The following is a 23,446-nucleotide window of genomic DNA, read 5'->3' as shown; positions in this document are numbered from 1 at the left end:
CGATCATGACAAACCATAATCTGTACAGCCTGTTCGAGGCCCGCTTTCCCGCCGACAAATCACAAACCGCGTTCGAGGGACCGGATATCGCGACCTACAGCTTTCAGGAGATAACCGACGGCGCCGCCCGGATCGCGGGGCTGCTCACCGCTGCCGGCGCCGTGCCGGGCGACCGTGTTGCCGTGCAGGTCGGCAAGACGGTGGAGGCGGTCATCCTTTATCTCGCCTGCCTCAAGGCGGGGCTTGTCTATCTGCCGCTGAATACCGCCTATAAATCGGCGGAGATCGAGTATTTCATCACCGATTCCGAACCGGCCGTCGTCGTCTGCGACCCCGCCTCCTTCGAAGAAATCAGCGCCGTTGCGACCAAGGCCGGGGTCAGGAAGGTTTTCACCCTCGATACCGACGGCAAGGGCAGCCTGATCGAGGAGTCCAGGGGGCTTCCCACTAACATCGAGACGGTCGCGCGCGCCGGTGATGACCTCGCCGCGATCCTCTATACCTCCGGCACCACGGGCCGATCGAAGGGCGCCATGCTGACCCATGACAATCTCGCCTCGAACGCGCGGACACTGCATAAATACTGGCATTTCGAGGAGGGCGACGTGCTGCTCCATGCCCTGCCGATCTTCCATGTGCACGGGCTGTTCGTTGCGCTTCATTGCGCCTTTTTGAGCGGCGCGAAAGTGATCTATCTCAAAAAATTCGATCCCGCCGAGGTGCTGGCCAACCTGCCGCGCGCGACCGTCTTCATGGGGGTGCCGACCTTCTATGTCCGGCTGCTCTCCGATCCCGGTTTCACCAAAGAGACCTGCCGCAATATGCGTCTCTTCACCGCCGGGTCCGCGCCGCTGCTGGAGGAAACCTTCAACGCTTTTCGCGAGCGCACGGGCCATGTCATCCTCGAACGCTACGGCATGACCGAGGCCGGGATGATCACCTCCAACCCCTATGACGGGGAGAGGAAGGCGGGCACGGTCGGCTTCCCGCTTGATAACGAGGTGCGCATCACCGGCGAGGATGGCGCGGTTCTCAAGGACGGCGAAATCGGCATTCTCGAGATCAAGGGCCCGAATGTATTCAAGGGCTACTGGCGGATGCCGGAGAAGACGGCCGCGGAATTCCGCGCCGATGGCTATTTCATCACCGGCGATATGTGCCAGAAGGGCGAGGATGGCTATTACCGCATCGTCGGCCGCTCGAAGGACCTGATCATTTCCGGCGGCTATAACGTCTATCCGAAGGAGATCGAGAGCTTCATCGACGAAATGCCGGGGGTCGAGGAAAGCGCCGTCGTGGGCCGCCCGCATCCGGATTTCGGCGAGGCCGTCGTCGCCTTCGTCGTGCCCGACGGCACGGCAGAGGTCAGCGCCGCGGACGTGACCGGATATATCAAGGAAAAGCTGGCGAATTTCAAGGTGCCGAAACAGGTCTATATTGTTGACGCCCTGCCGCGCAATACCATGGGGAAAGTGCAGAAAAACCAGCTGCGCGACCGTGCGGTGGCGGACGGCTAAGGGCGCGCCGCCTTCAGGCTTCCTGGCGTTTCAGATAGGCGTTTACCTTGGCGCGGTTGCCGCAGGTCGACATCGAGCACCAGCGGCGGCGGCCGTTGCGCGACTGGTTGACGAAATAAAGGTCGCAATCGTCACCGGCGCAGGCGCGGGTCTTCTCCACATGATCCGAGGTGAGGAAATCGGCGATGTCATGGATGATCGGGAACATCAGCTTTTCCGGCCCGTTCTCGTCGATCACGGTTTTCAGCTCCATCCCCGCCTCGGTCGGCTGGACCTTGTGGTAGCTCTTGAAATCGGCGAGCCGCCGGTTGATATCCTCGAAAAAGTCGGTGCTGACGGGCCAGCCTTCCGCGACATCGGTGAGCACCTTGCGGAAGGTATGGCGCAGATCGACGAGGGTTTCGACGACCTTCTGGCAGCGCGCCGGATTCTGGAAATGGAACATATGCAGATCGGACGCCTCGTCCTCATGCAGCAGGTGATGGGATTTCATGAAGGTGAGCAGATCCTCGAAACTGCTGATCCCTTCCCGATCCCGGCCAACCCGTTTGTAACTATTGGCAAAGTCGATGGCAAGCCGGCCACCGAGCGTATAAAAGCCTTCTCTATTTACAACTCCAGATTTCACAAGAGCATCTATCCGCGCCACAAATCTTCCCCGTCTCTTCTTCAATCGGTGTCACAAAACAATAATATACCGATATTTTATAGTTTACTAGTTTGATTAAGGTCAATAGTTAGATATTTCATATCGTAAAATTCATATATTGGATGATAAAAGAATTACAATATATTATTTTATATAGAATTTTATCGATTTAACCGGAAAGGAATTATCCGGCCGGGCCTTCCCATTCCCTGTTTTTTTATGACAATCAATCCTGCTGAAGGGCAAGAGGTTAGCGGCAGAATCCGGCAAAATTGTGAAATTGCCGAAAAATACCGGTTCAGGAGGTGAATACCAAAGGTTGCAAACAGCCGCAGCGTTGCAGTATTCCCTCAAGTTCTTGACGCTCCGTCGTTTTTTCAAGCCGGCTGCGCAGAACCTGGAGGGATTTTGCCGCATATTTCGATATCTGCTGCGAGAATTCCTGGTCCCTGAGCGTCATCGAGAAATCCTCCCGCCCGGCCCTCACCGCCTGTTCATTGGCCTCGCTCCAGGGCAGGTAGATCGCGCCGATCTCCGTCTTCAGCAGCGGCTCCAGCGTCGGCGCGAGCGCCGTCCAGTCCTCGAACACGCCGCCGTCCTCCGGCATCAGCATCCGGTCGATCCAGTCGGTGATGCGCGCATATTGCTGGCGGATGATCTTCTCTGTCGTCGGCTGCTGCAGGCAGCAATAGAGCTGTCCGAACAGTCCGAAATCGGCGAGCGCCGGGCGGCCGCCGAACAGATAGCGCCGTCCCGCGAGATGGGCATCCAGCAGCGCCAGCAGGTTGTCGAACGACGCCTCGATCACCGGTTTTGTCTGCTCGCTCGAGCCGACGAAGCGCAGGCGCGGTACCATGCGCTTGCGGATGGTGTCGGAGAGCTGATCGATGGCCTCCCGTTCGCCGTTCGGCATCGATGCCCGGGCGATGCCGCTGGCCACCGCCTCCTGATCCTCCGGCCGCCACCAGCGGTAATGGAACATCGGCTTGTTCACCCATTCATCCGCATAATCCTCGATCAGGCAGGACAGATAGGCGAGCGCCGGATCGTCCGGCTGCAGGGCCGGCGCGGGATAGGTTTTTTCGAAGGTCTCGATGATCGGCGTTGAATCCTGCCAGACCTTGCCGCTCGGCCCCAGAATCAGCGGGATCAGGGGCAGCTTGGCATGTTTCTGGAATTCCGCCTGGTTGTCGAGGGTGCGCGGCCGCCATTCATGGGGAATCTGCTTGTAGCGGAAATAGGAGCGGACCTTGACGGAGAAGGGCGAAAACTCCGAACCGAAGATGACATATTGTTGATCCGACATTGTTTTTTCCTTCTTTTATTCCCCCATGCGGGCGCAAAATTATTCGCGAATCCGGCTGTCTCTGTTATAAACTCTGTAACGACAAAAAGGAAAGCGACAGACATGAATATACCGGGATTTTTCTCCGCCACCTACTCCGAGGCCCGCACCAAATTCCTCGAGGCCTGCCGCGAGCGCGGCCTCAAGGTCGATAACTATCTGAATGACCGGGCGAAAGGCGCCGAGGGCGAGGATCTCTACATGGACGTGGCGCGGATCGGACCGGCCGGCGCCTCCAAGGTGCTGTTCATCTCTTCCGCGACCCATGGCGGCGAAGGTTTCTGCGGCTCCGGCGTGCAGGTCGGTATGCTGAAGAACGATATGTTCAACGCGCTGCCCGACGATACCGCCGTCGTCTTGATCCATGCCATCAACCCCTATGGCTTTTCCCATGTCCGCCGGGTCAATGAGGATAATATTGATCTCAACCGCAATTTCCTCGATTTCGCGGCGGGCCTGCCCGAAAACGCAGAATATAGCGAGGTTCACCCCTATCTCATTCCCGATGACTGGGACGGCCCGGCGCGCGCGGCGGCCGATGCGGCCATCCAGGATTATATCGCGAAGAAGGGCCTGCCGACCTTCCAGGCGGCGGTGACCGGCGGCCAGCATGTCCATGCCGACGGGCTGTTCTTCGGCGGATTCGAGCCGTCCTGGACCAACAAGACCCTGCGCGCGGTGGTGAAGACACATGCGGGCGATGCCCGGCATCTCGCCCTGCTCGATTTCCATACCGGCCTTGGCCCCTACGGCCATGGGGAGCTGATCTATGTCGGCAATCCGGCGGGCCTGCCACGCGCCAAGACCTGGTATGGCGAGGATGTCACCTCGCCGGAGGCCGGTACCTCCACCTCCGCCATTGTCCGCGGCACCATCGATGTCGGCGTCTGCGAGAGCGCACCGAAGGCGAGCCATACCTGCGTCGCCATCGAATATGGCACCATTCCGGTGCTTGAGGTGCTGAATGCGCTGCGCGCCGATAACTGGCTGTATCTGAAGGGCGATGTCGACTCCGAGCAGGGCAAGGCCATCAAGAAGCAGGTCCGCGACGCCTTCTATTGCGATGCGGACGACTGGAAGAACATGATCTGGGAGCGCGGGACGAGCGTTGTCGGCATGGCTCTTGACGGGCTCGAAAAGGCAAAATGACGGCGGCGCTGCGGGTCCGGACGGACGATCTGCGATCGGTGGAAATCATTGCGCTGCTGCAGGCGCATCTCGCCCTCATGCGCTCCCTCTCGCCGCCGGAAAGCGTTCATGCCCTCGATCTTGACGGTCTGCGCGCGGCGAACATTACCTTCTGGCGGGCGGAGCAGGACGGAGAGCTTCTCGGCTGCGGCGCCCTCAAGGAACTCGATCCGAAGACCGGTGAGATCAAGTCGATGCATACCGCCGAGGCGCATCGCGGCAAGGGCGTCGCCGCGGCGTTGCTGGCCATGGCCATCTCGACGGCACGGGGGCGTGGCTATGACGCGCTTTACCTCGAAACCGGATCGCAGCCGGGATTTCAGGCGGCGCGGAGTTTTTATGCCCGGCACGGCTTCACCCCATGCGCGCCGTTCGCCGATTATACCGACGATCCGGCCAGCTATTTTATGACATTGCGGCTTTAGCGTTCATATTTAGGGACGACATATTTTCGACCGTAGCACCAAGATGGCTATTGAATTATTTCATTAAATCTACCAACTATAAAATATCACCAATATCATAGAAAATTGGGCAAGTAAGGTAATGCGCCGACACTACCTTTCCTATCTTTCAAATAAATTTGTTTCTTGAATAAATGGAGTTTATTTATGGCTGCAAGAGATAGATTCACAATTAATATAACTTGTAATTCATGCGGAAATGAAGGTGAAGCAGAAGCTTCTGAAAATGATTATCCATTTATGCGGCATCCAGGTTTCAGATTTGACGCGTTACCCGAAGGGATTATAGTAATAAAAGAGGATAATTTTCGAGCAAAAACCGTTTTGAAATGTCAGTGTGGAAATGAAATTAGTCCGTAAACTATAAGTGGTAATTAACGGTTAAATATTATCCCCCATTTCGTGTAAAATAGTTGAACTTATCTCTCGACGACCTCCAGCCCTTCGTGGGAGAGCTGGTCGAGGCGCGGCATCAAATCGAGAAGCTCGCGCGTATAGGCGGCCGTCGGACGCTCGAACAGGTCCTCCGTCGCCGATACTTCCACAAGCTTGCCCTGCTTCATCACCCCGACCCGGTCGCACATCTGGCGGATCACCGGCAGGTCATGGCTGATGAACAGCATGGTGAGGCCGAGTTCCTCCTGCAAATCCTTGAGGAGATTGAGGATCTGCGCCTGGATCGAGACATCGAGCGCCGAGGTCGGCTCATCGCAGATGAGGAAGCGCGGCCGCGTCGCAAGCGCCCGGGCGATCGAAATCCGCTGCCGCTGCCCGCCGGAAAATTCATGCGGGAAGCGGACCGACGCGCGGGCGCCGAGGCCCACATGATCAAGCAGGTCATTGACGATCTGCTCGACCTCGCGGTTGGAGGTTGCGAGCTTGTGAAAGCGGATCGGCTCGGCGATGATGTCCATCACCCGCATCCGCCCGTTGAGCGAGGAGAACGGGTCCTGGAAGATCATCTGCATCTGGCGGCGGAAATAGTCCCGCTCGGTCTCCGACTTGATCTTGGTGAGGTCCGTGCCGGCGAAATTCACCTCGCCCGCGGCCGGCTTGTAGAGACTGCAGATCATCCGCGCGACGGTGGATTTGCCGCTGCCGCTCTCGCCGACGAGGCCGAAAACCTCGCCCTCCGCAATATCGAAGGAGACGTCATCGACCGCATTGAAGGAAACCCGGTTGCGCTTGAGAAAGGCCGGCCGGGTCACGAAGGTCATGACGAGATTCTTGAGGCTGAGGAGCGGGCCGTCGACCGCCTCGAAATCGCGATGGCGGCCGAGCCAGTGGGTCGACAGATCGATATTCTTCGGCCGCTCGCTCTCTGCCTCGATATAATTGACCATCGGAAAGCGTTTGAGGCGGACATCGGGGCGCGGCACGGCGCTGATCAGGCTCTGGGTATAGGGATGGTCGGGATTGCCGAGGATCTTGGCGGTCGTCCCCTCCTCCACCAGCTTGCCGTGATACATCACCGCCACGCGGTCGGTGATATCGGCGATCACGCCCATGTCATGGGTAATGATCAGCATGCCGACCTTCTTGTCCTTGCACAGGCGGCGCATGAGCTCGAGGATCTGCGCCTGGATCGAGACGTCGAGTGCCGTCGTCGGCTCGTCGGCGATGATGACCTCCGGCTCCGCGCAGAGGGCGAGCGCGATCACCACACGCTGGCGCATGCCGCCCGAAAACTGGTGCGGATAGTTCTTGATGCGGTTTTCAGGGTCGGGAATGCCGACCTGGCGCAACAGATCGACCGCGCGTTCCTGCGATTTCTTCTCGCCGAGCTTGAGATGCAGGTCGATGGTCTCGACAAGCTGCTGCTCGATCGTTTGCAGCGGATCGAGAGAGGTGAGCGGATCCTGGAAGATCATGCCGATACGGCGGCCGCGGATCTTGCGCTTGGCTTCCGGGCTCAAGGTATCGATCTGCTCGGATTTCAGCAGGACATGCCCGCCCGTCATTTCTCCCGGCGGCTCGAGGAGGCCGATGACCGCATTGCCGATGGTCGATTTGCCCGCGCCACTCTCCCCGACGACGCCCAGCACCTCGCCCGGCTGCACCGTCAGGGTTACGTCATCAACGGCAATGACCGTGCCGTGCCGGCTCGGGAATTCGATCCGCAGGTTGTTGATATTCAGTAAGTCCATGGCCATCCCTAGCGCAGCTTCGGGTTCAGGGCGTCGCGCATCCAGTCGCCCAGCAGATTGACGGCGAGCACCAGCACCACCAGGGTGATGCCCGGGAAGATCGTGATCCACCAGTCGCCGGAGAACAGATATTCATTGCCGATACGGATCAGGGTGCCGAGCGACGGCGTCGTCGGCGGCACGCCCACGCCGAGGAAGGACAGCGTCGCCTCGGTAATGATCGCGATGGCGAGATGAATGGTGGCGATCACCATCACCGGCCCCATTACATTGGGCAGGATATGACGGCGCAGGATCGTCGCCGGGCGAATGCCGATCACCCGGGCGGCCTGCACATATTCCTTGTTCTTCTCCACCAGGGTGGAGCCGCGCACCGTCCGCGCATACTGCACCCAGCCGGAGACGCCAATGGCGAATATCAGCACATAGATGGAGATATCCGCATGCAGTTCCTTGGGGACAATTCCGCGCGCAACGCCATCGATCAGCAGCGCGATGAGGATGGCGGGAAAGGAGAGCTGGATATCGGCAATGCGCATGATGAAGGCATCGGTCCGGCCACCGACATAGCCGCTGATCAGCCCGAGGGCGATGCCGACGACCATCGAGAAGATGACCGAGGAAAAGCCGACCATCAGCGAGATCCGCGCGCCGTAAAGAATGGTTGAGAGGATATCCCGTCCCTGGTCATCGGTGCCGAGCAGGAACTTCGGATCGCCGAAGGATTGCCAGGCCGGTGGCAGGCTCGCGTCCATGATGTCGATGGCGGCGAGATTGAACGGATCATGGGGCGCGATCAACGGCGCGAAAATGGCCGCGAGGATCATCCCGACCGTGACAATAAACGACAGGATCGCAACCGGATTTCTGGAAAAGCTGTACCAGATATCGCTGCTGAAAATGCGTTCCAGCCGGGATTTTTCGATTTGCTGAATATTTTCCGTCATTGCCCGTCCCTCACGCCGCGCTGTCTGCGCGCAGGCGCGGATCAACGGTGAAATAAAGGATATCGACAATCATATTGATGACGACGAAGAAGAAGGCGATCAGCACCAGATAGGCCGCCATGATGGGAATATCCACATCGGACACCGCCTGGATAAAGAGAAGCCCCATGCCCGGCCATTGAAACACGCTTTCGGTAATGATGGCGAAGGCGATCAGCGCGCCGAGCTGAAGCCCCGTCACGGTAATCACCGGCACCAGCGTGTTTTTCAGCGCATGCTTGAAATGCACCGACCGGTCCGGCAGGCCGCGCGCGCGGGCGAATTTGATAAAGTCGGTCCGGAGAACCTCCAGCATTTCGGCGCGCACCAGCCGCATGATCAGGGTCATCTGGAACAGCGCCAGCGTGATCGAGGGAAGGATCAGGGATTTGATGCCCGAGGCGGTCAGGAATCCCGTCGTCCACCAGCCGATCGCCACCACATCTCCGCGCCCGAAGGTGGGTAGCCATCGCAAGATGACGCCGAACAGGAGAATAAGGAGAATACCGATCAGGAAGGTCGGCAGCGACACCCCGACAAGGGATAACGTCATGATCCCCTTGGAGATCAGCCCCTTGCCCTTGAGCGCCGTATAGACGCCGAGCGGGATACCGACCACCAGCGTCAGCACCGCGGCCACGAAGGAAAGTTCCAGCGTCGCCGACAGCCGCGCCTTGATCAGCGTGCTGACCGGCTCGCGATATTTATAGGAGATGCCGAAATCGCCTTCGGCGGCATGCAGCGCAAAGCGCCCGAACTGCACGAAGAAGGGATCGTTGAGGCCGAGCCGTTCGGCAAGCGCTTCGCGCTCCTCCTGTGTCGTGTCCTGCCCCACCATGTTATTGATGGGATCGCCGATAAAGCGGAACATCGAGAACGCGATCAACGCGACTGCCAACATGACGACAATGGATTGCAGCAATCGCTTGAATATAAAGGAAATCATTTATTTATCACCGTGGGAACGGAGAAAAAGTGAAGGCCCGCTCGGTTGAGCGGGCCCTCTGACTCTGGATTTAGTGAACGACGACGTAACGGTAGTCGAGCGCGTTATCCGCACGCTGGTTGACGGTCACGCCATCGCTGACACCCCAGGAGAGCGGCTGCTGATGGATCGGCAGGTAGCCAACTTCGTCCTTAAGGATCGTGAAGGCTTCCTCGATCATCGCATTACGCTTGTCCTGATCGGTCTCGCTGCCGATGGCGGCGGTCAGTTCGTCAACCTTCGCATTGCAGTAGTTGCCGAGGTTGAACAGGCCGCGCTTGGTTTCCTTGTTCTGACAGACGATCAGCGAGGAAAGAGCATTTTCCGCGTCCATCGTGCCGGGAGTCCAGCCAAGCAGGTAGAAGCTCGTATCATAGCCACCGGTTTCCAGCACCTTGCCGAAATATTTCGACTTCGGCTGGGCCAGCAGATCGACCTTCACGCCAACTTTCGCCAGCATCGAGGTAACCGCCTGACAGATCTTCTCGTCATTGACATAGCGGTTGTTCGGGCAGTCCATGGTCACTTCAAAGCCATCCGGATATCCGGCTTCGGCCAGCAGCTTCTTGGACATTTCCGGATCGAAGCTGTAGGGCGTGTTGAGCTCCGGAACAAAGCCGTTGATCTGCGGAGCCACCATCTCGCCGGTCGGCGTTGCCGCTCCGCGCATCACTTTTTCCTTGATGGCGTCCAGATTGATGGCATGGGCGAAGGCCGCGCGGACGCGCTGGTCCTTGAACGGGTTCTTGCCCTTGACGTTGGAATAGAGAAGCTCATCGCGCATCTGGTCCATGCCGAGGAAGATCGTGCGGGCTTCCGGACCGGCCAGAGCCTTCACGCCCTTCGCCGCATCGAGACGTTCCCAGTCCTGAACCGGAACCGGATAGACGAGATCCACTTCACCGGAAATCAGGGCCGCAACGCGGGTCGGGGCTTCCTTGATTGGCGTGAAGATCACTTCCGTCACATTCGTCGGAATGTCCTTGTTCCAGTATCCCTCATTACGCTTCATGACGGTCTTGATGTCCGCCTGATGGCTTTCCACCATGAAGGGGCCGGTGCCGTTGGCATTGAGGTTGGCGTAGTTGCCCTTGTCGTCACCGGTGGCGCTGGTCGCATTGGTCGAGCCATGCTCTTCCGACCATTCCTTGTCCATGATGTAGAGGAAGGCGAGATCGCGCACGAGGATCGGGTTCGGTGCCGGGGTTTCGGCGATGATGGTGTAATCATCGACCTTGGTGATCTTGCTGATCGCCGCGCCGCGGACTTTCTGGTCGGAACCTTCCGAGCCGGCGCGCTGCCAGGAGAAGATCACGTCATCGGCGGTGAAATCCTGGCCGCCATGGAACTTGACGCCCTGACGGAGCTTGAATTCCCATGTCGTCGGCGTCAGCGTCTTCCAGGAAACGGCGAGGCCCGGGACGACATTCATCTGATCATCATAGAGAACGAGGCCTTCATAGACATTGCCGAGCGTGCCCAGCAGGAAGGATTCATTCAGTGAATGCGGATCGAGAGAACTCAAGTCCCCCTGAAACGCGAATTTAAAGGTTTTCGCCTGCACCGGGGCCGCTACCGCAAGGGCGGCGACCGCGACTGCTGCAAAGAGTCCTGTCCTAAGTTTCATGTTAACTCCCTTTGGTTTGATTACTCTATTGTTCTAAATTACCACCCAGTACGCGGGCGCTTATTCACCGTGCATTTGTTGTTTTTCTTCACGGATGCTGGCAAAGAGATTAGCGAATAGTCCAATCCCTGTCCATTGCATTCAATTTGCCTCATTGGCTGAGCCTGTCGATCAGTTTTGACATGAATTCCTCAGCCGCCTTGACCTGGGCAATGTCGATATATTCATTGGGCTGGTGGGCGACGCCGATGGAGCCCGGACCGCAGAGAACGGTCGAGAACCCCGCCTGCTGGAACTGTCCGGCCTCGGCCGCGTAGGAAACCGCGCTTGCCGTGTTCTTGCCGGTAAGCGAGCGGACCAGCATCTCCGCCTCACCGCTGTCCTCGGGATTGAGCGCCGGGACGTTCGAGCGGATTTCGGTAACAATGCTCGCCTCCGGCGCGATTTTGCGAAGGCCCGGCAGCACCTCTTCGTCGCAATGGGCGATGAAACGGTTGACGAACATCATCGGGTCATCTTCCGGAATATGCCGGATATCCCACATGAAGGAGCATTCGCGGGCGATGATATTGCCCGCCGTGCCGCCATTCACAACCCCACAGGTCAGCGTCGTATAGGGCGGGGAGAACGGGCAGTCGGCGTCGCTCCGCGCCTTGTTCTCCGCCATCATGTCGGTGATATAGCTGATCAATTTCGCGCCCACCATGACGGCGCTCACCCCATCCTCGACCAGGCTGGAATGGGCCTCCCGCCCCGTCACCGTGGTGACCAGCGTGAGGATCCCCTTATGCGCGGAGACGATATCCATCATGGTCGGCTCCCCGACGATGACGGCGCGCGGCCGCGGCAGGTTGGCGGCAATCTGCTCGATCATGCGGGGGGCGCCGATGCAGCCGACTTCCTCGTCATAGGACAGGGCGAAATGGATCGGCGAGGACAGTCCCTTCTCGATCATCTCCGGCACCTTCGAAAGGGCGATGGCCGAAAAGCTTTTCATATCGGACGTGCCGCGCCCGTAGAGGCGACCGTCCTTCTCGACGACGGTGAAGGGATCGGTGGACCAGGGCTGCCCCTCGACCGGGACGACGTCTGTATGGCCGGAGAGGACGATGCCGCCCTCGATCATCGGGCCGACCGTCGCATAGAGATTGGCTTTTGTCTTGTCGTCGTTGAATACGCGGGTGGAACTGATGCCGTGACTTTCGAGATAGTCGGCAACGAAATCGATCAGTTCCATGTTGGAATTGCGCGAGACAGTATCGAAACCGATCAGCTTGTCGATCATTTCACGGCTGGAATAATGCGTTCCCAACGGCCACCTCGCAATTGTTTGATATCAACGCAAATGGAGCATAGCCGATGATTTTACAGAAAAAAAGTGCGAAACCGTCAATTTTTCAAAAAATTGTAACTTTTTCTTCGATCAGTCTAACAACAAAAGCAGGATGCCGAAAACAATGAGGAGAATGCCCGCCGCCTCGATCCGGTTTGTCTTCTCCTTGAAGAAGAAATAGGAGGCGATGAAGGTGAACACCAGCTCGACCTGGCCCAGCGCGCGGACATAGGCGGCGTTCTGCAGGGTCATCGCGGTGAACCAGCCGACGGAGCCCAGCATCCCGGTCAGCCCGACAAGAACCGCGACGCGCCAGTTTTTCAGCACCGCCGTCAACTGGCCGGGCTCGCGGATCGGCAGGTAGATGCTCATGACGATGGTCTGGAAGAAGAGCACGCAGACAAGCGTGAAGGCCGCCTGCGCCATGGCCCCCTCCCCGCCGAGGTCAAGCGCCGCCGCACGGTAGGACACGGCGGAAACACCAAACAGCGCGCCGGACAGAAGGCCATAGCCCGCCGCCTTGCTGGTCCAGCCCGAGAAGAAATCACGGAAGGTAAAGGCACTTGAGGACATGGAAATCAGCAAGATACCAATGAAACTGATGGCGATGGCGAGGGTCGCACCCATGCCCACATGCTCGCCGAGGATGACGATGCCGAAAACCGCGGCCTGCACCGTCTCGGTCTTCGAATAGGTGGTGCCGACGGCGAAGTTCTTCAGGCTGAATAGCGCGACGAGCAGCCCGGTCGCGAGGATCTGCGTCAGCCCGCCGATGGCGGCGAACATGGCAAAGGTCCCGGTCGGCGCCGGTATGGGCAGGTCCGTGAACTGGGCGATCCCGAGAATATAAAGAAGCGCAAACGGCGCACCATAGAGAAAGCGCACATAGGTCGCCCCGCCCGTGCTGAGCCGGCCCTTGAGGGATTTCTGTAGGGCCGTGCGGACATTCTGAAAGAAGGCCGCGAAGATGGTGATGGGAATCCAGGCTTCCATAGGGGACTGCTCAAACGACTGAAGGAATTCCCTTTTTACCCGGCCTGCCGGTCCTGTCAATCGCCGCCGCGCGAATGGCAGCCATGCCAAAAGGCGCTAGTAGCTGCTCTCGACGTCGCCGAGCTCGACATAGACGGACTTCAGCTGCGTAAAATGATCGAGCGCCACGGCCGCATTTTCGCGCCCGATCCCCGACTGCTTGTAGCCGCCGAAGGGCACGCCCACGGGCGTCAGGTTATAGTTGTTGATCCAGCAGGTTCCGGCCCGCAATCTTGCCACGACCCGATGGGCGCGGGCCAGATTCTGCGTGAACACCCCGGCGGCGAGGCCGAATTCCGTATCATTGGCGCGCGCCACGACCTCATCCTCGTCGCGGAAGGTCATGATCGACATGACGGGGCCGAAAATTTCCTCGCGGCAGATACGCATGTCGTCCTGGCAGGCGGTGAAGATGGCGGGCGAGATGAAATGCCCCTTCTCGCAGCCCTTGACGGTGACCTTCTCGCCGCCCGAGACGAGATGCGCCCCCTCCTCGATCCCGAGGCGGACATATTCCATGACCTTTTCCAGATGATCGCCGCTGATCAGGGAGCCGACATGGGTCGCCGGGTCCATCGGATCGCCGATCACCATGGCCTCGGTCCGGCTTTTCAGGATGGAGACGAAGGCGTCATGGATATCCTCATGCACATAGACCCGCGTCCCGTTCGAGCAGATTTCCCCCTGTGTATAGAAATTCGCGTTCATCGCCGCCGAGACGGCGTTATGGATCTGGCTGTCCTCGAACACGATGAGCGGCGATTTGCCGCCAAGTTCCATGGTCACTTTCTTGACCGATCCCGCCGCATCGGCGAGCACCTTGCGCCCCGTCGGCACGGAGCCGGTGAAGGAAATCTTGTCGATATCCGGATGGCTGGCGATGTAATGGCCCGTCTCCCCCATGCCATGGACGACGTTGAAGACCCCCTTCGGCAGCCCCGCCTCGGTCAATATCTCGGCGAGCTTCACCGCGTTGGTCGGTGTGAGTTCGGACGGTTTGAAGATCATCGCGTTCCCGGCGGCGAGCGCCGGCGCGGTTTTCCAGCAGGCGATCTGCAGCGGATAGTTCCAGGCCCCGATCCCGGCGCAAATGCCGAGCGGTTCACGCCGTGAATAGGCGAAGGCGCCGGGGCCGAGATCGTGATGCTCCCCCTTGATATCGGCGGCGAGCCCGCCGAAGAATTCCAGCGCATCGGCGCCGCTGTCGATATCGGCCTCGGGCGCCTCGGCGATCGGCTTGCCGGTATCCTTGACCTCGATCTCGGCGAGTTCCATCCGGCGTTCGCGCAGGATTGCCGCCGCTTTCTTGAGAACCCGTCCGCGCTCGATCCCCGGCAGGGCGGACCATTCCTGAAATCCCCGCCGGGCCGCCTGCACCGCCTTTTCGATATCACGGCGGCCCGCCTGCTCCACCTCGGACAGCTTCGCGCCCGTCGCCGGGTTGTAATTTGTGAAGCTTTTGCCGGAAATCGCCTTGGCAGGCTTGCCGTCGATATAGAGTGATAGTTTTTTCGGTCTGCTCATTCCAATTCCTTATATCTGGGCCGGCATTTTCCGTTACCGCTGGCTGGTCTGCCAATTTGCCGCCCGATAGACAGGGGCGCTGCTTTTGGGAAGCGGCGCGACGCCCTTGATTTTATCCGCCAGTTTCTCCGCCATCATGATGGTTGGCGCATTCAGATTCCCGCTGGTGATATGCGGCATGATGGAGCTGTCCACCACGCGCAAATTCTCGATGCCATGCACCTTCCCCGCGCCATTGACGACGGCCTTCTCGTCGCTGCCCATCTTGCAGGTGCAGCTCGGGTGATAGGCTGTCTCGACGGTTTCGCGGACAAAGGCGTCGATCTCGGCATCGGTCTTGACCTCTGGCCCCGGCGCCAGCTCCGCCCCGCGATAGGGATCGAAACCGGCCTGCGCAAATATCTCCCGCGTCAGCTTCACCCCGTCGCGCAGTTCGCGGCGGTCCTGCTCCGTCTCGCAGTAGTTCGGCTGGAGGATTGGCGCCTCCTCGATATTCCCGCTCCGGAGCGTCATATATCCCCGGCTGGTCGAGCGCATCGGCCCGACATGGGCCTGATAGCCGTGCCGATCCGTCGGGTTGCCGCCATCATAGCGCACGGCCATGGGTAGGAAGTGATATTGCAAATTCGGATATTCGATGCCGGGCTCGCTGCGGATAAAGCCGCCCGCCTCGAAATGATTGGTCGCGCCGAGGCCCTTTTTGAACAGCATCCATTCCAGCCCGACCTTCAGTTTGGCGAGCGGCGACATCACCTTGTAGAGCGTGATCGGTTGCGTGCATTCCTGTTGCACATAAAGCTCCAGATGGTCCTGCATATTCTGCCCGACGCCGGGCAGGTCGGCAACGACGGGCAGGTCATGCTTTTTAAGCTCATCCGCCGGGCCGATGCCGGAGATCATCAGCAGATGCGGCGAATTGATCGCGCCTGCGGCCGAGATCACCTCGCGCACCGCGGTCACTTTGTGGAGGATACCGCCACGGCTGTATTCAACGCCGGTTGCCGTTGAGTTCTCAAACAGGATGCGGCGGGTGCTGGCGCCGGTCAGGATGGTCAGGTTTTTACGGTCCATTGCGGGCATCAGATAGGCGAGCGCCGTACTCCAGCGTTTGCCCTGATGCACGGTCATGTCCATGCGACCGACACCTTCCTGCTGGAACCCGTTCATATCCTCGGTGAAGGGATAGCCCGCCTGTTGCCCCGCCTCCATCCAGGCGTGATAGAGCGGGTTGTCGCAGCGCCCGACGGAGACATGGAGCGGGCCGTCGCCGCCGCGATAATCATCCGCCCCGCGATCATAGGTCTCGGCCTTTTGGAAATAGGGCAGGCAATCGGCATAGGACCAGTCCGCTAGCCCCGGATCCGCCGCCCAGCCGTCGTAATCGAGCGCATTGCCGCGCACATAGCACATGCCGTTAATGGCGGAGGAACCGCCCAGCACCTTGCCGCGCGGCCAGTAGATTTTCCGGCCGTTCAGATGTTCCTGCGGTTCGGTGTAATATTGCCAGGCGAGTTTGGGCGAATGCATGGGGTAGCTCAGGGCCGACGGCATATGGATGCGCCAGTCCCACCAGGGGCCGCGCCCGCCCGCCTCCAGCAGGAGGACGGACACTTCCGGATGCTCGCTCAGGCGGTTCGCCAGCACGGCTCCGGCAGAGCCCGCGCCGATGATCACATAGTCATACGCCTGTTGTCCCGCCATCACCGCCCGGTTTCGTCATTTGCAAAAGTAAGGGAGCCAGTATAAATGGCTCCCGTTCCCCTCCCTGTTTAAAGGGCGACGCCGATTAATACAAGTTCGCCATTGATTTCAGGCGGCGGATGCAGCGTTGAGACAGTCGCGCAGCGCCAGCGCGGCGGTCTCTAGCTCCTCCTCGCTATGGGCGTGGGAGACCTGGAAACGCAGCCGCGCCTCGCCCTCGGGCACAACGGGGAAGCCGAAACCGGTGACGAAGATGCCCTTGTCCAAAAGCTCGCCCGCGAGGCGGATGGCGGTGGCCGTCTCGCCGACGATGACCGGCACGACGGCGCTGTCGCCATCAAGCGGGCTCAAACCCAGCTCTTTCAGGCGCGCGCGGAAATTCGCCGCCTTCGCCTGCAGAGCCTCGACCCGTTCGGGATGATGTTCCAGAAGCTCCAGCGACTTGCTGCCCGCCGCCGCGACACTGGCCGGCAGCGCGTTGGAGAAGAGATGCGGGCGCGATTTCTGGATCAAAGTTTCCGTGACCGCCTTCGGTCCCGCAACGAAACCGCCCGTGCCCGCGCCCAGCGCCTTGCCGAGGGTGCCGGTGAAGATATCGATCTTGTCCATGACGCCGAAATGCTCCGCCGTGCCGTGACCGGTCGCCCCCATCACCCCGAGCCCATGGGAATCATCAAGAACGATCAGCGCGTCATATTTTTCCGCAAGCGCAACGATCTTATCGAGCGGCGCGATATCCCCTTCCATGGAGAACACCCCGTCGGTGACGATCAGCCGCGACGGCGCGTCCACATGCGCCTTAAGTTTCGCTTCCAGATCCGCCATATCGCTATGCTTATAAACACCGCGCACAACATCCTTCGCCGTCGCGCGAATGCCGTCGATCAGGCTCGCGTGATTAAGCTCATCGGAGAGGATCACATCCCCCGTCCCGCAGATTGCCGCGAACAGCCCCGTATTCACCGCCCAGCAGGAGGAATAGGTGAGCGCCGCCTCGGTCCCGTGAAAACGGGCGAGATCGGCTTCCAGGGTCTGATGCACATCCTGCGTGCCGCAGATGAAGCGCACCGAGGCCGTGCTCGCGCCATAGTGCAGCAGCGCCGCGCGCGCCGCCTCGACGACTTCGGGGTGATTGGCGAAGCCGAGATAGTCGTTGGAGGAGAGCAGCGTCACCTCGCCGTCGCCTTTGAGTTTGATGCGGTCGCTGATCGGGCTCTCGATCACCTTGAGGCGCTTGTAGGTGCCCGCCTGGTCCGCCGCGAACAGCTCGTCCGTCAGCCGTTGGAGTAATTTGTTGGTCATATCGGCAACCTTTGGTTCACATCTGCGAAATCAAGGACGATCTTGCCGCAGGCCCCCTCGTCCATCAACTCGAAACCATGGGCGAAGTCCGTCGCGGGCAAGACATGGGTAATCACCTTGTCCATGAGATCGGGATTTTTCAGCATGAAGGCCTCGACCTGATACCAGGTCTCATACATCCGCCGCCCGGTGATGCCGATCAGGCTGACCCCCTTCATCACCACCTTGGCACCGAGGTCGAGCTCGACCAGTCCGGCGGGAATGCCCAGAAGCGCAAATGTCGCGCCCGGCGCGGCGATATCGAGCGCCGCATTGAGCGCCTTGCCGTTGCCGCTCACCTCCAGTACGACTTCCGGGCCATGGCCGCCGGTGAGCGCGAGAATTTCCTCGGATGCGCCGGGATCGCGCGGGTTGACGACGAGATCGAGATCGAGGCTTTTGGCGATCGCGGCGCGGGCCTGGTTCGGCTCCTGCAGCGCAACGGTGCGCGCGCCATGCGCCTTGGCGATGGCCGCGGCAAAAAGACCGATAGGGCCGCCGCCGACAATAAGAACATTCTTCGCCGTCACCTTCGCGGTCGCGACCATATGCATGGCGTTGCCGACCGGATCGAAGACGGCGGCATGTTTGTCAGGGATCGCGTCCGGCACGCGCCAGAGATTGCTCGCGGGCACTTCCACCTGCTCGGCGAAGGCGCCGGGGCGATCGACGCCGAGAATGCTCGTTTTCTCGCAGATATGGGCATTGCCCGTGCGGCAGAAATGGCATTCCCCGCAGGCGATATGACATTCGGCGGAAACCCGGTCGCCGATCGAATAGCCGGTGACGCCCTCCCCAATCGCCGAGATGCGCCCGACGAATTCATGGCCGATGGTCATCGGCGTCTTGATCCGCCCCGCCGACCAGGCATCCCAGCTATAGATGTGATAGTCGGTGCCGCAAATGCCGGCGGCAATCACGTCCACCATGACCATGCCGCGCGCCGGTTCGCTTAAGGGTTCTTTGAACGCGGACCAGATGCCGCGGGCGGCTTCGGTTTTGGCTATTGTGAACATGGGACACCTATTTCTCTAGCAATTGGATTAAAATCCGTTATACTGTACTTCGTAAAATATATTGGATTTATTTCCTGTCAATCGGAAAAATGTCAGAACCATTAAATAATCCCCCGGCCGTGGGCGCCACCGTCAACCGCCTGCGCAAAGAGAAGCATCTCACCCTGGATCAGCTGGCCGCCGTCTGCGGCGTGTCGAAGTCGATGCTCTCGCAGATCGAGCGGAACGAGACCAACCCGACCCTGGCCACCGTCTGGCGGCTGGCCGAGGCGCTTGGCGTCACCATCGACGATATCGTGCGCGGCGATGACCCGACCCACAGCCTCACCGTCATCAGCGGCGCGTCGATTCCCGTCCTCAACGATGCGAAGGGCCAGTACAGCCTGAAGGTGCTGGGACCGGCGAGCCTTGTTAATGATATGGAATGGTATGATGTCACGATCAAGCCGGGCGGCAAGATGACCTCTAATCCGCATACCGCCCGGACGACGGAGCATCTCACGGTTTTTGCCGGGGAACTGACGGTGCAGGCGGGGATCGAGACGGAGGTGGTGCGCCCCGGCGAGACGGCCCGCTATGCCGCCGACCAGCCGCATGAGATTGCGAATACCGGCGCGGAAGAGGCGCGCGCCCTCCTCGTCGTGCTGATGGGCAAGCAGATTTAGCTACAGGATCAGGATCGCCCGGAAATCATTCACATTGGTTCTTGTCGGGCCGGTCCTGACGAGACAGTCAAGCGCCGCGAACAGGCTGTAGCTGTCATGGCGGGCAAGACAGGATTTTGCATCCAGTTTCATCGCCGCCGCCTGTTTCAGAATATCGGGCGTGATGATGGCGCCGGCGTTATCCTCCGTCCCGTCGATCCCGTCGGTATCGCAGGCGATGGCGTGAATTTTCGACAGGCCGCCCAGATGCAGCGCGAGGGCGAGCAGGAATTCGCAGTTGCGCCCGCCCCGTCCCGGTTTTCCCTGATCGCTTTTGACCGTCACCGTCGTCTCGCCGCCGGAGAGGAGCACGCAGGGTTTTGCCGCCGGCTGGTCATGGAGTTTTACCTGACGCGCGATGGCGGCCATGACGGCGGCCACATCCCTTGCCTCCCCCTCGATACTGTCGCCGAGGATGACCGGCGTGATTCCTTCTGAGGCCGCAAGCGCCGCCGCCGCTTCGAGCGAGGCCTGCGGCGTCGCGATCATGATCGTCTCCGCCCTGGCGAAGGCGGGATGCGAGGCGGGCGGTGTTTGGGGCGCCGCGCTCTCGAGAAAGGCGTCGAGGGAGGGCGGGATATCGATCCGGTATTTTTCGAGGACGGCGCGGGCATCGGCGGAAGTCGTCGGATCGGGCACCGTCGGGCCGGACGCGATCACCGCCGGATCATCCCCCGGCACATCGGAAATCATCAGGGTGACGATCTTCGCGGGATAGGCCGCAACGGCGAGCCGCCCGCCCTTGATGGCGGAGAGATGCTTCCTGAGAGTGTTCATCTCGGTGATATTCGCCCCGGAGGCCAGCAGGGCCTGCGTCAGGGCTTTCTTCTCCGCGAGCGTGATCCCCTCCCCGGGTTTGGCGAGCAGGGACGAGCCGCCGCCCGAAATCAGGCAGAGCACCAGATCTTCTTCGCTGAGACCTTCCAGCAGGCGGAGAATCTCGGTCGCTGCTTCCTGCCCCTGACGGTCAGGGACTGGATGCCCCGCCTCCACCACCTTTATTTTTTCTAGCGGCAGGCCATGGCCGTAACGGGTGATGACGAGACCTTCAAGCGGGCCGGGCCAGTTCGCCTCCACCGCCTTGGCCATGGAGGCGGCGGCCTTTCCGGCGCCGATCACGATGGTCCGGCCTTTCGGCGGTTTGGGAAGATGGGCTTTGAGCGTCACGAGCGGATCGGCGGCGGCGACCGCCGCGTCAAACAGGCGTTTCAGAAAGTCCTGGCTGTCCTGATCCATCGTCCCTCCCGACCGGATGCCTCACCTGTTTAGCGGAAGGCGGGCGGGCATGGCCAGAATTTATTCATCCGGGCTCCAGAATATCGTCGTCATGACGCTGGCCGGGGCGCTTAGGAAGATCGTCGTTCAGCTCATAATAATCGCCGGCAAACTCGGTATAGATATGCATGGCGGTCCTGAGGTTCGTCGGCTCATCGAGCGATCCCGGCGCGATCCCCATATTGCCGCCCGCCTTGTAGGTCCAGAAAATACTGGATCCGCATTTGTTGCAGAAACCGCGCTTGGCCTCGGCGGAGCTTTCATACCAGGTCAGCGTCTCCTCCCGCGTGAGGATCAGATTTTCCGGGAGGCAAACGGTAAAGCCGTTCAGATAGCCCGCCGTCTGCCGGCACTGCTTGCAATGGCAGACGACGACGGGGCGGAGCGGCTGGTAAATCTCGAAGCGGATTCCGCCGCAAAGACAGCCGCCGCTGGCCCGGAGTTTCTTGGTTTCCATCGATACTTCGTCCTTCACATCGTCTCAGGCCGCGACAACCTCAACCTTGCAGTCGTTGAAGCAGGCCCCTTCGGACAGGTCCGCCTTGAAGGTCGGGGCGAGCGCCGAGACGGTCTGGTTGTTGGGTGTCGTCCTGAACCAGGAGCCTTTCGGCGAATAGAGCACGCCGGGGCGGACATTGTCACTGATTTTCAGCGGCAGGAACACCTCGCCAAGGTCATTATATACCTTCACCCGCATGCCGTCGGTAAAGCCGCGCGCCGTCGCATCCTCGGGATGCATTTCAAGCTCGGGCGTGTCGTCATTCGCCTTCACCCCGCCGAAGGTCGAGGTGATCATCTTGTTCGAAGAGGGCGTGACAAGCGCGAAGGGATAGGTTGTCTCCACCGGATGATAGACCGGGATTTCCTGGCCGAACGTTTCGCGGAGATAACTTGATTTCAGCTCGATCCTGCCGCTCGGCGTTGCCGGCATCGCATTCTTGAAAAGGATGGTTTCCTCGCCGCCACGTTCCATGGAGAGCGCGGTGCCGACGGGAATTTCGCTTGGGCGATAGCCTTTCAGGCGCGGATCCTCATTATCGATGGCATCGTCGATCAGCTCCTTGTCGGTCGCCTTGAAAATATCCTCGTTAAAGCCGAAACGCGCCGCGAGCCGCCGGAAAATCTCGGTGTTGGGGAGCGATTCCCCAACCGGATCAATCACCGGTTCCGCCCGCTGCAAATAAGGCTGGCCATAGGCGCAGAAGATATCCTCATGTTCGAAATGGGTCGCCGCGGGCAGGATGACGTCGCAATATTTCATGCTGTCGGTCATAGCGATATCGCAGCCGACGGAGAAAATATCCTCGCGCGCCAGCCCCGCCTTGGTGACATTCTGGTCCGGCGCGACAACGACCGGGTTATGGTTATAGATAAACAGGCCCTTCAAGGGGATATCGAGGTCCTGCTCGACCAGATGGCGGCCGATATCGATGATGTTGAGCGTGCGGGTCCCTTCGGGCAGCAGGTCCGGGCGCTGCAATTTGGCGATGGTCTTGGGGAACAGGTTGCCAGACCCGCCGACGATGCCGCCGCCGCGCACGCCGAATTTTCCGGCGAGCGCCGGCAGCGCGAAAATGGCGCGGATGCCATTGCCGCCGTTGCGGTTGCGCTCGATCCCGTTGCCGACCGAGATCGCCGCCGGATTACCGTCCTTGTAAAGCTGTGCAAAAGCCCTGATTTCATCGACGGATACGCCGCAAAGCTCAGACGATTCCTCAATCGTGTATTTGCGCGCCTCCGCCATGAATTCTTCTGCGCCCAACACATGCTCATCGATGAAGGCGGGGTCGAAGGCGCCGATGCGCTCCAGCTCCACCGCGATCGCAAAAGCAAGGATGATATCCATGCCCGGGCGCACCGCGAGATACATATCCGCCTGCTCGGCGATCTTGATGCGCTTGGGATCGATGACGACCAGCTTCGCCCCCCGTGCCTTCGCCCGCTTGATGATCGGCGAGAGATGAAGGTTGCAGTAGGTGACATTGTTGCCCCAGACGACGATCAGCTTCGCCGCCTCGACCTGCTCGGGCTGCATCGCGCCGGCAAGGCCGAAGGTTCCCCGGAAGGCTTCCGATTTGACGCCGCCGCAGAGTGCCCGGCGGAACAGAAGCGTCGCGCCGAGACGATGGAAAAACCGCATATCCATCGATCCCATCGCCAGCAGGCCATGCGGCCCGGCATAGTTATAGGGCATGATCGCCTGCGGTCCATGCTCGGCGATGATCGCGGACATGCGCTCATGGATGATATCAAGCGCCTCGTCCCAGGTGATCCGCTCGAATTCCTCCCCGCCCTTGGGGCCAACCCGTTTCAACGGATGGGTCAGGCGGTTCTTGCCATGCACGAATTCCGGGTAATAGCGCGCGACCTTGTTGCAGACGACCCCGTTGGTAATCGGATTGGCCATGGAGCCGCGCACCTTCGCGACCTTGCCCGCCTCGACCGTGACGGTGAGGCTGCAGGTATCGGGGCAGTCAAACGGGCAGACGCTGGCAAGTTCTTGGGTCATCACATCATCCTTGTGGCAAAAACGCAAAATATGGTCAGCCTGATAATGCCGCAGAATTGGTCCGGAAAAAAGAGCCAGTTTGATCATCATGACGGGTCCAATT

General features: G+C 60.0%; 20 protein-coding genes. 5 read left to right on the top strand and 15 right to left on the bottom strand.

Going from position 1 to position 23,446, the window contains the following annotated elements; genetic code table 11:
- Positions 1-5 precede the first annotated feature (5 nt).
- On the top strand, positions 6-1,517 hold the full coding sequence (locus GQF03_RS09220) for a malonate--CoA ligase (RefSeq protein ID WP_161338949.1): 1,512 nt from the start codon (positions 6-8) through the stop codon (positions 1,515-1,517).
- Positions 1,518-1,530: 13 nt separating this feature from the next.
- On the opposite strand, the gene GQF03_RS09215 is transcribed toward GQF03_RS09220, so the two are convergent.
- A complete protein-coding gene (locus tag GQF03_RS09215) occupies positions 1,531-2,145 on the bottom strand; it encodes a CGNR zinc finger domain-containing protein (RefSeq protein WP_161338948.1) in 615 nt (204 codons plus the stop codon).
- Positions 2,146-2,464: 319 nt separating this feature from the next.
- The gene (locus tag GQF03_RS09210; protein ID WP_161338947.1) at positions 2,465-3,472 is read right to left on the bottom strand and encodes a glutathione S-transferase family protein; all 1,008 of its coding nucleotides are present in this window, start codon (positions 3,470-3,472) and stop codon (positions 2,465-2,467) included.
- A gap of 102 nt (positions 3,473-3,574) precedes the next feature.
- Between GQF03_RS09210 and GQF03_RS09205 the strand changes: the two genes are divergently transcribed.
- The 3 genes from GQF03_RS09205 to GQF03_RS09195 all read left to right on the top strand — a co-directional run bounded on the left by GQF03_RS09205 (position 3,575) and on the right by GQF03_RS09195 (position 5,523).
- On the top strand, positions 3,575-4,660 hold the full coding sequence (locus GQF03_RS09205) for a M14 family metallopeptidase (RefSeq protein ID WP_161338946.1): 1,086 nt from the start codon (positions 3,575-3,577) through the stop codon (positions 4,658-4,660).
- Positions 4,657-5,124 carry a GNAT family N-acetyltransferase gene (locus GQF03_RS09200; RefSeq protein ID WP_161338945.1) on the top strand — a complete coding sequence of 156 codons (468 nt, stop codon included), beginning with the start codon at positions 4,657-4,659 and terminating at the stop codon, positions 5,122-5,124. The genes GQF03_RS09205 and GQF03_RS09200 overlap by 4 nt, the downstream gene beginning before the upstream one ends.
- A 186-nt stretch (positions 5,125-5,310) precedes the next feature.
- Positions 5,311-5,523 carry a hypothetical protein gene (locus GQF03_RS09195; RefSeq protein WP_161338944.1) on the top strand — a complete coding sequence of 71 codons (213 nt, stop codon included), beginning with the start codon at positions 5,311-5,313 and terminating at the stop codon, positions 5,521-5,523.
- 59 nt (positions 5,524-5,582) lie between these two features.
- Here GQF03_RS09195 and GQF03_RS19030 read toward each other — a convergent pair whose 3' ends face one another.
- The 10 genes from GQF03_RS19030 to tdh all read right to left on the bottom strand — a co-directional run bounded on the left by GQF03_RS19030 (position 5,583) and on the right by tdh (position 18,855).
- Positions 5,583-7,310: an ABC transporter ATP-binding protein gene (locus GQF03_RS19030; protein ID WP_161338943.1), complete on the bottom strand. Its 1,728-nt coding sequence runs from the start codon at positions 7,308-7,310 to the stop codon at positions 5,583-5,585.
- An 8-nt stretch (positions 7,311-7,318) separates the two neighbouring features.
- Positions 7,319-8,257, bottom strand: a complete 939-nt coding sequence (locus GQF03_RS09185) for an ABC transporter permease (RefSeq protein WP_161338942.1) — start codon at positions 8,255-8,257, stop codon at positions 7,319-7,321.
- A gap of 10 nt (positions 8,258-8,267) precedes the next feature.
- The gene (locus GQF03_RS09180; protein WP_161338941.1) at positions 8,268-9,242 is read right to left on the bottom strand and encodes an ABC transporter permease; all 975 of its coding nucleotides are present in this window, start codon (positions 9,240-9,242) and stop codon (positions 8,268-8,270) included.
- A 70-nt stretch (positions 9,243-9,312) separates the two neighbouring features.
- Entirely contained in the window at positions 9,313-10,908 is a 1,596-nt protein-coding gene (locus GQF03_RS09175) for an ABC transporter substrate-binding protein (RefSeq protein WP_161338940.1), read from the bottom strand.
- 151 nt (positions 10,909-11,059) lie between these two features.
- Positions 11,060-12,220: an acetylornithine deacetylase gene (gene argE / locus GQF03_RS09170; RefSeq protein ID WP_206376261.1), complete on the bottom strand. Its 1,161-nt coding sequence runs from the start codon at positions 12,218-12,220 to the stop codon at positions 11,060-11,062.
- A 111-nt stretch (positions 12,221-12,331) separates the two neighbouring features.
- The gene (locus GQF03_RS09165; RefSeq protein WP_161338939.1) at positions 12,332-13,234 is read right to left on the bottom strand and encodes a DMT family transporter; all 903 of its coding nucleotides are present in this window, start codon (positions 13,232-13,234) and stop codon (positions 12,332-12,334) included.
- A gap of 96 nt (positions 13,235-13,330) precedes the next feature.
- Entirely contained in the window at positions 13,331-14,797 is a 1,467-nt protein-coding gene (gene betB, locus GQF03_RS09160; protein WP_161338938.1) for a betaine-aldehyde dehydrogenase, read from the bottom strand.
- Positions 14,798-14,830: 33 nt separating this feature from the next.
- Complete coding sequence (betA, locus tag GQF03_RS09155; protein WP_161338937.1) at positions 14,831-16,498, bottom strand: choline dehydrogenase; 1,668 nt, start codon at positions 16,496-16,498, stop codon at positions 14,831-14,833.
- 108 nt (positions 16,499-16,606) lie between these two features.
- Entirely contained in the window at positions 16,607-17,800 is a 1,194-nt protein-coding gene (locus GQF03_RS09150; protein WP_161338936.1) for a glycine C-acetyltransferase, read from the bottom strand.
- A complete protein-coding gene (gene tdh / locus GQF03_RS09145; RefSeq protein WP_161338935.1) occupies positions 17,797-18,855 on the bottom strand; it encodes an L-threonine 3-dehydrogenase in 1,059 nt (352 codons plus the stop codon). The genes GQF03_RS09150 and tdh overlap by 4 nt, the downstream gene beginning before the upstream one ends.
- 89 nt (positions 18,856-18,944) lie before the next feature.
- Between tdh and GQF03_RS09140 the strand changes: the two genes are divergently transcribed.
- Positions 18,945-19,520 carry a helix-turn-helix domain-containing protein gene (locus tag GQF03_RS09140; RefSeq protein WP_161338934.1) on the top strand — a complete coding sequence of 192 codons (576 nt, stop codon included), beginning with the start codon at positions 18,945-18,947 and terminating at the stop codon, positions 19,518-19,520.
- Here GQF03_RS09140 and GQF03_RS09135 read toward each other — a convergent pair whose 3' ends face one another.
- The 3 genes from GQF03_RS09135 to GQF03_RS09125 form a co-directional block, all read right to left on the bottom strand.
- Positions 19,521-20,795, bottom strand: coding sequence for a glycerate kinase type-2 family protein (locus tag GQF03_RS09135; protein WP_161338933.1), 1,275 nt, complete (start codon positions 20,793-20,795; stop codon positions 19,521-19,523).
- A 64-nt stretch (positions 20,796-20,859) separates the two neighbouring features.
- Positions 20,860-21,309, bottom strand: coding sequence for a GFA family protein (locus tag GQF03_RS09130; protein WP_206376262.1), 450 nt, complete (start codon positions 21,307-21,309; stop codon positions 20,860-20,862).
- A gap of 6 nt (positions 21,310-21,315) precedes the next feature.
- Positions 21,316-23,343, bottom strand: a complete 2,028-nt coding sequence (locus GQF03_RS09125; RefSeq protein WP_161338932.1) for a molybdopterin-dependent oxidoreductase — start codon at positions 23,341-23,343, stop codon at positions 21,316-21,318.
- Positions 23,344-23,446: the final 103 nt, after the last annotated feature.

Origin of the sequence: Sneathiella chungangensis (genome assembly GCF_009882935.1) — a bacterium.
GTDB lineage: Bacteria > Pseudomonadota > Alphaproteobacteria > Sneathiellales > Sneathiellaceae > Sneathiella > Sneathiella chungangensis.
This window is presented reverse-complemented; position numbering and strand designations above follow the sequence as displayed.

Excerpts from the sequence above, each read along its gene's own strand:
- GQF03_RS09220 (WP_161338949.1), top strand. The coding sequence starts at position 6 with ATGACAAACCATAATCTGTACAGCCTGTTCGAGGCCCGCTTTCCCGCC.
- GQF03_RS09210 (WP_161338947.1), bottom strand. The coding sequence starts at position 3,472 with ATGTCGGATCAACAATATGTCATCTTCGGTTCGGAGTTTTCGCCCTTC.
- GQF03_RS09205 (WP_161338946.1), top strand. The coding sequence starts at position 3,575 with ATGAATATACCGGGATTTTTCTCCGCCACCTACTCCGAGGCCCGCACC.
- GQF03_RS09200 (WP_161338945.1), top strand. The coding sequence starts at position 4,657 with ATGACGGCGGCGCTGCGGGTCCGGACGGACGATCTGCGATCGGTGGAA.
- GQF03_RS09195 (WP_161338944.1), top strand. The coding sequence starts at position 5,311 with ATGGCTGCAAGAGATAGATTCACAATTAATATAACTTGTAATTCATGC.
- GQF03_RS19030 (WP_161338943.1), bottom strand. The coding sequence starts at position 7,310 with ATGGACTTACTGAATATCAACAACCTGCGGATCGAATTCCCGAGCCGG.
- GQF03_RS09185 (WP_161338942.1), bottom strand. The coding sequence starts at position 8,257 with ATGACGGAAAATATTCAGCAAATCGAAAAATCCCGGCTGGAACGCATT.
- GQF03_RS09180 (WP_161338941.1), bottom strand. The coding sequence starts at position 9,242 with ATGATTTCCTTTATATTCAAGCGATTGCTGCAATCCATTGTCGTCATG.
- GQF03_RS09175 (WP_161338940.1), bottom strand. The coding sequence starts at position 10,908 with ATGAAACTTAGGACAGGACTCTTTGCAGCAGTCGCGGTCGCCGCCCTT.
- GQF03_RS09165 (WP_161338939.1), bottom strand. The coding sequence starts at position 13,234 with ATGGAAGCCTGGATTCCCATCACCATCTTCGCGGCCTTCTTTCAGAAT.
- betB (WP_161338938.1), bottom strand. The coding sequence starts at position 14,797 with ATGAGCAGACCGAAAAAACTATCACTCTATATCGACGGCAAGCCTGCC.
- betA (WP_161338937.1), bottom strand. The coding sequence starts at position 16,498 with ATGGCGGGACAACAGGCGTATGACTATGTGATCATCGGCGCGGGCTCT.
- GQF03_RS09150 (WP_161338936.1), bottom strand. The coding sequence starts at position 17,800 with ATGACCAACAAATTACTCCAACGGCTGACGGACGAGCTGTTCGCGGCG.
- tdh (WP_161338935.1), bottom strand. The coding sequence starts at position 18,855 with ATGTTCACAATAGCCAAAACCGAAGCCGCCCGCGGCATCTGGTCCGCG.
- GQF03_RS09140 (WP_161338934.1), top strand. The coding sequence starts at position 18,945 with ATGTCAGAACCATTAAATAATCCCCCGGCCGTGGGCGCCACCGTCAAC.
- GQF03_RS09135 (WP_161338933.1), bottom strand. The coding sequence starts at position 20,795 with ATGGATCAGGACAGCCAGGACTTTCTGAAACGCCTGTTTGACGCGGCG.
- GQF03_RS09125 (WP_161338932.1), bottom strand. The coding sequence starts at position 23,343 with ATGACCCAAGAACTTGCCAGCGTCTGCCCGTTTGACTGCCCCGATACC.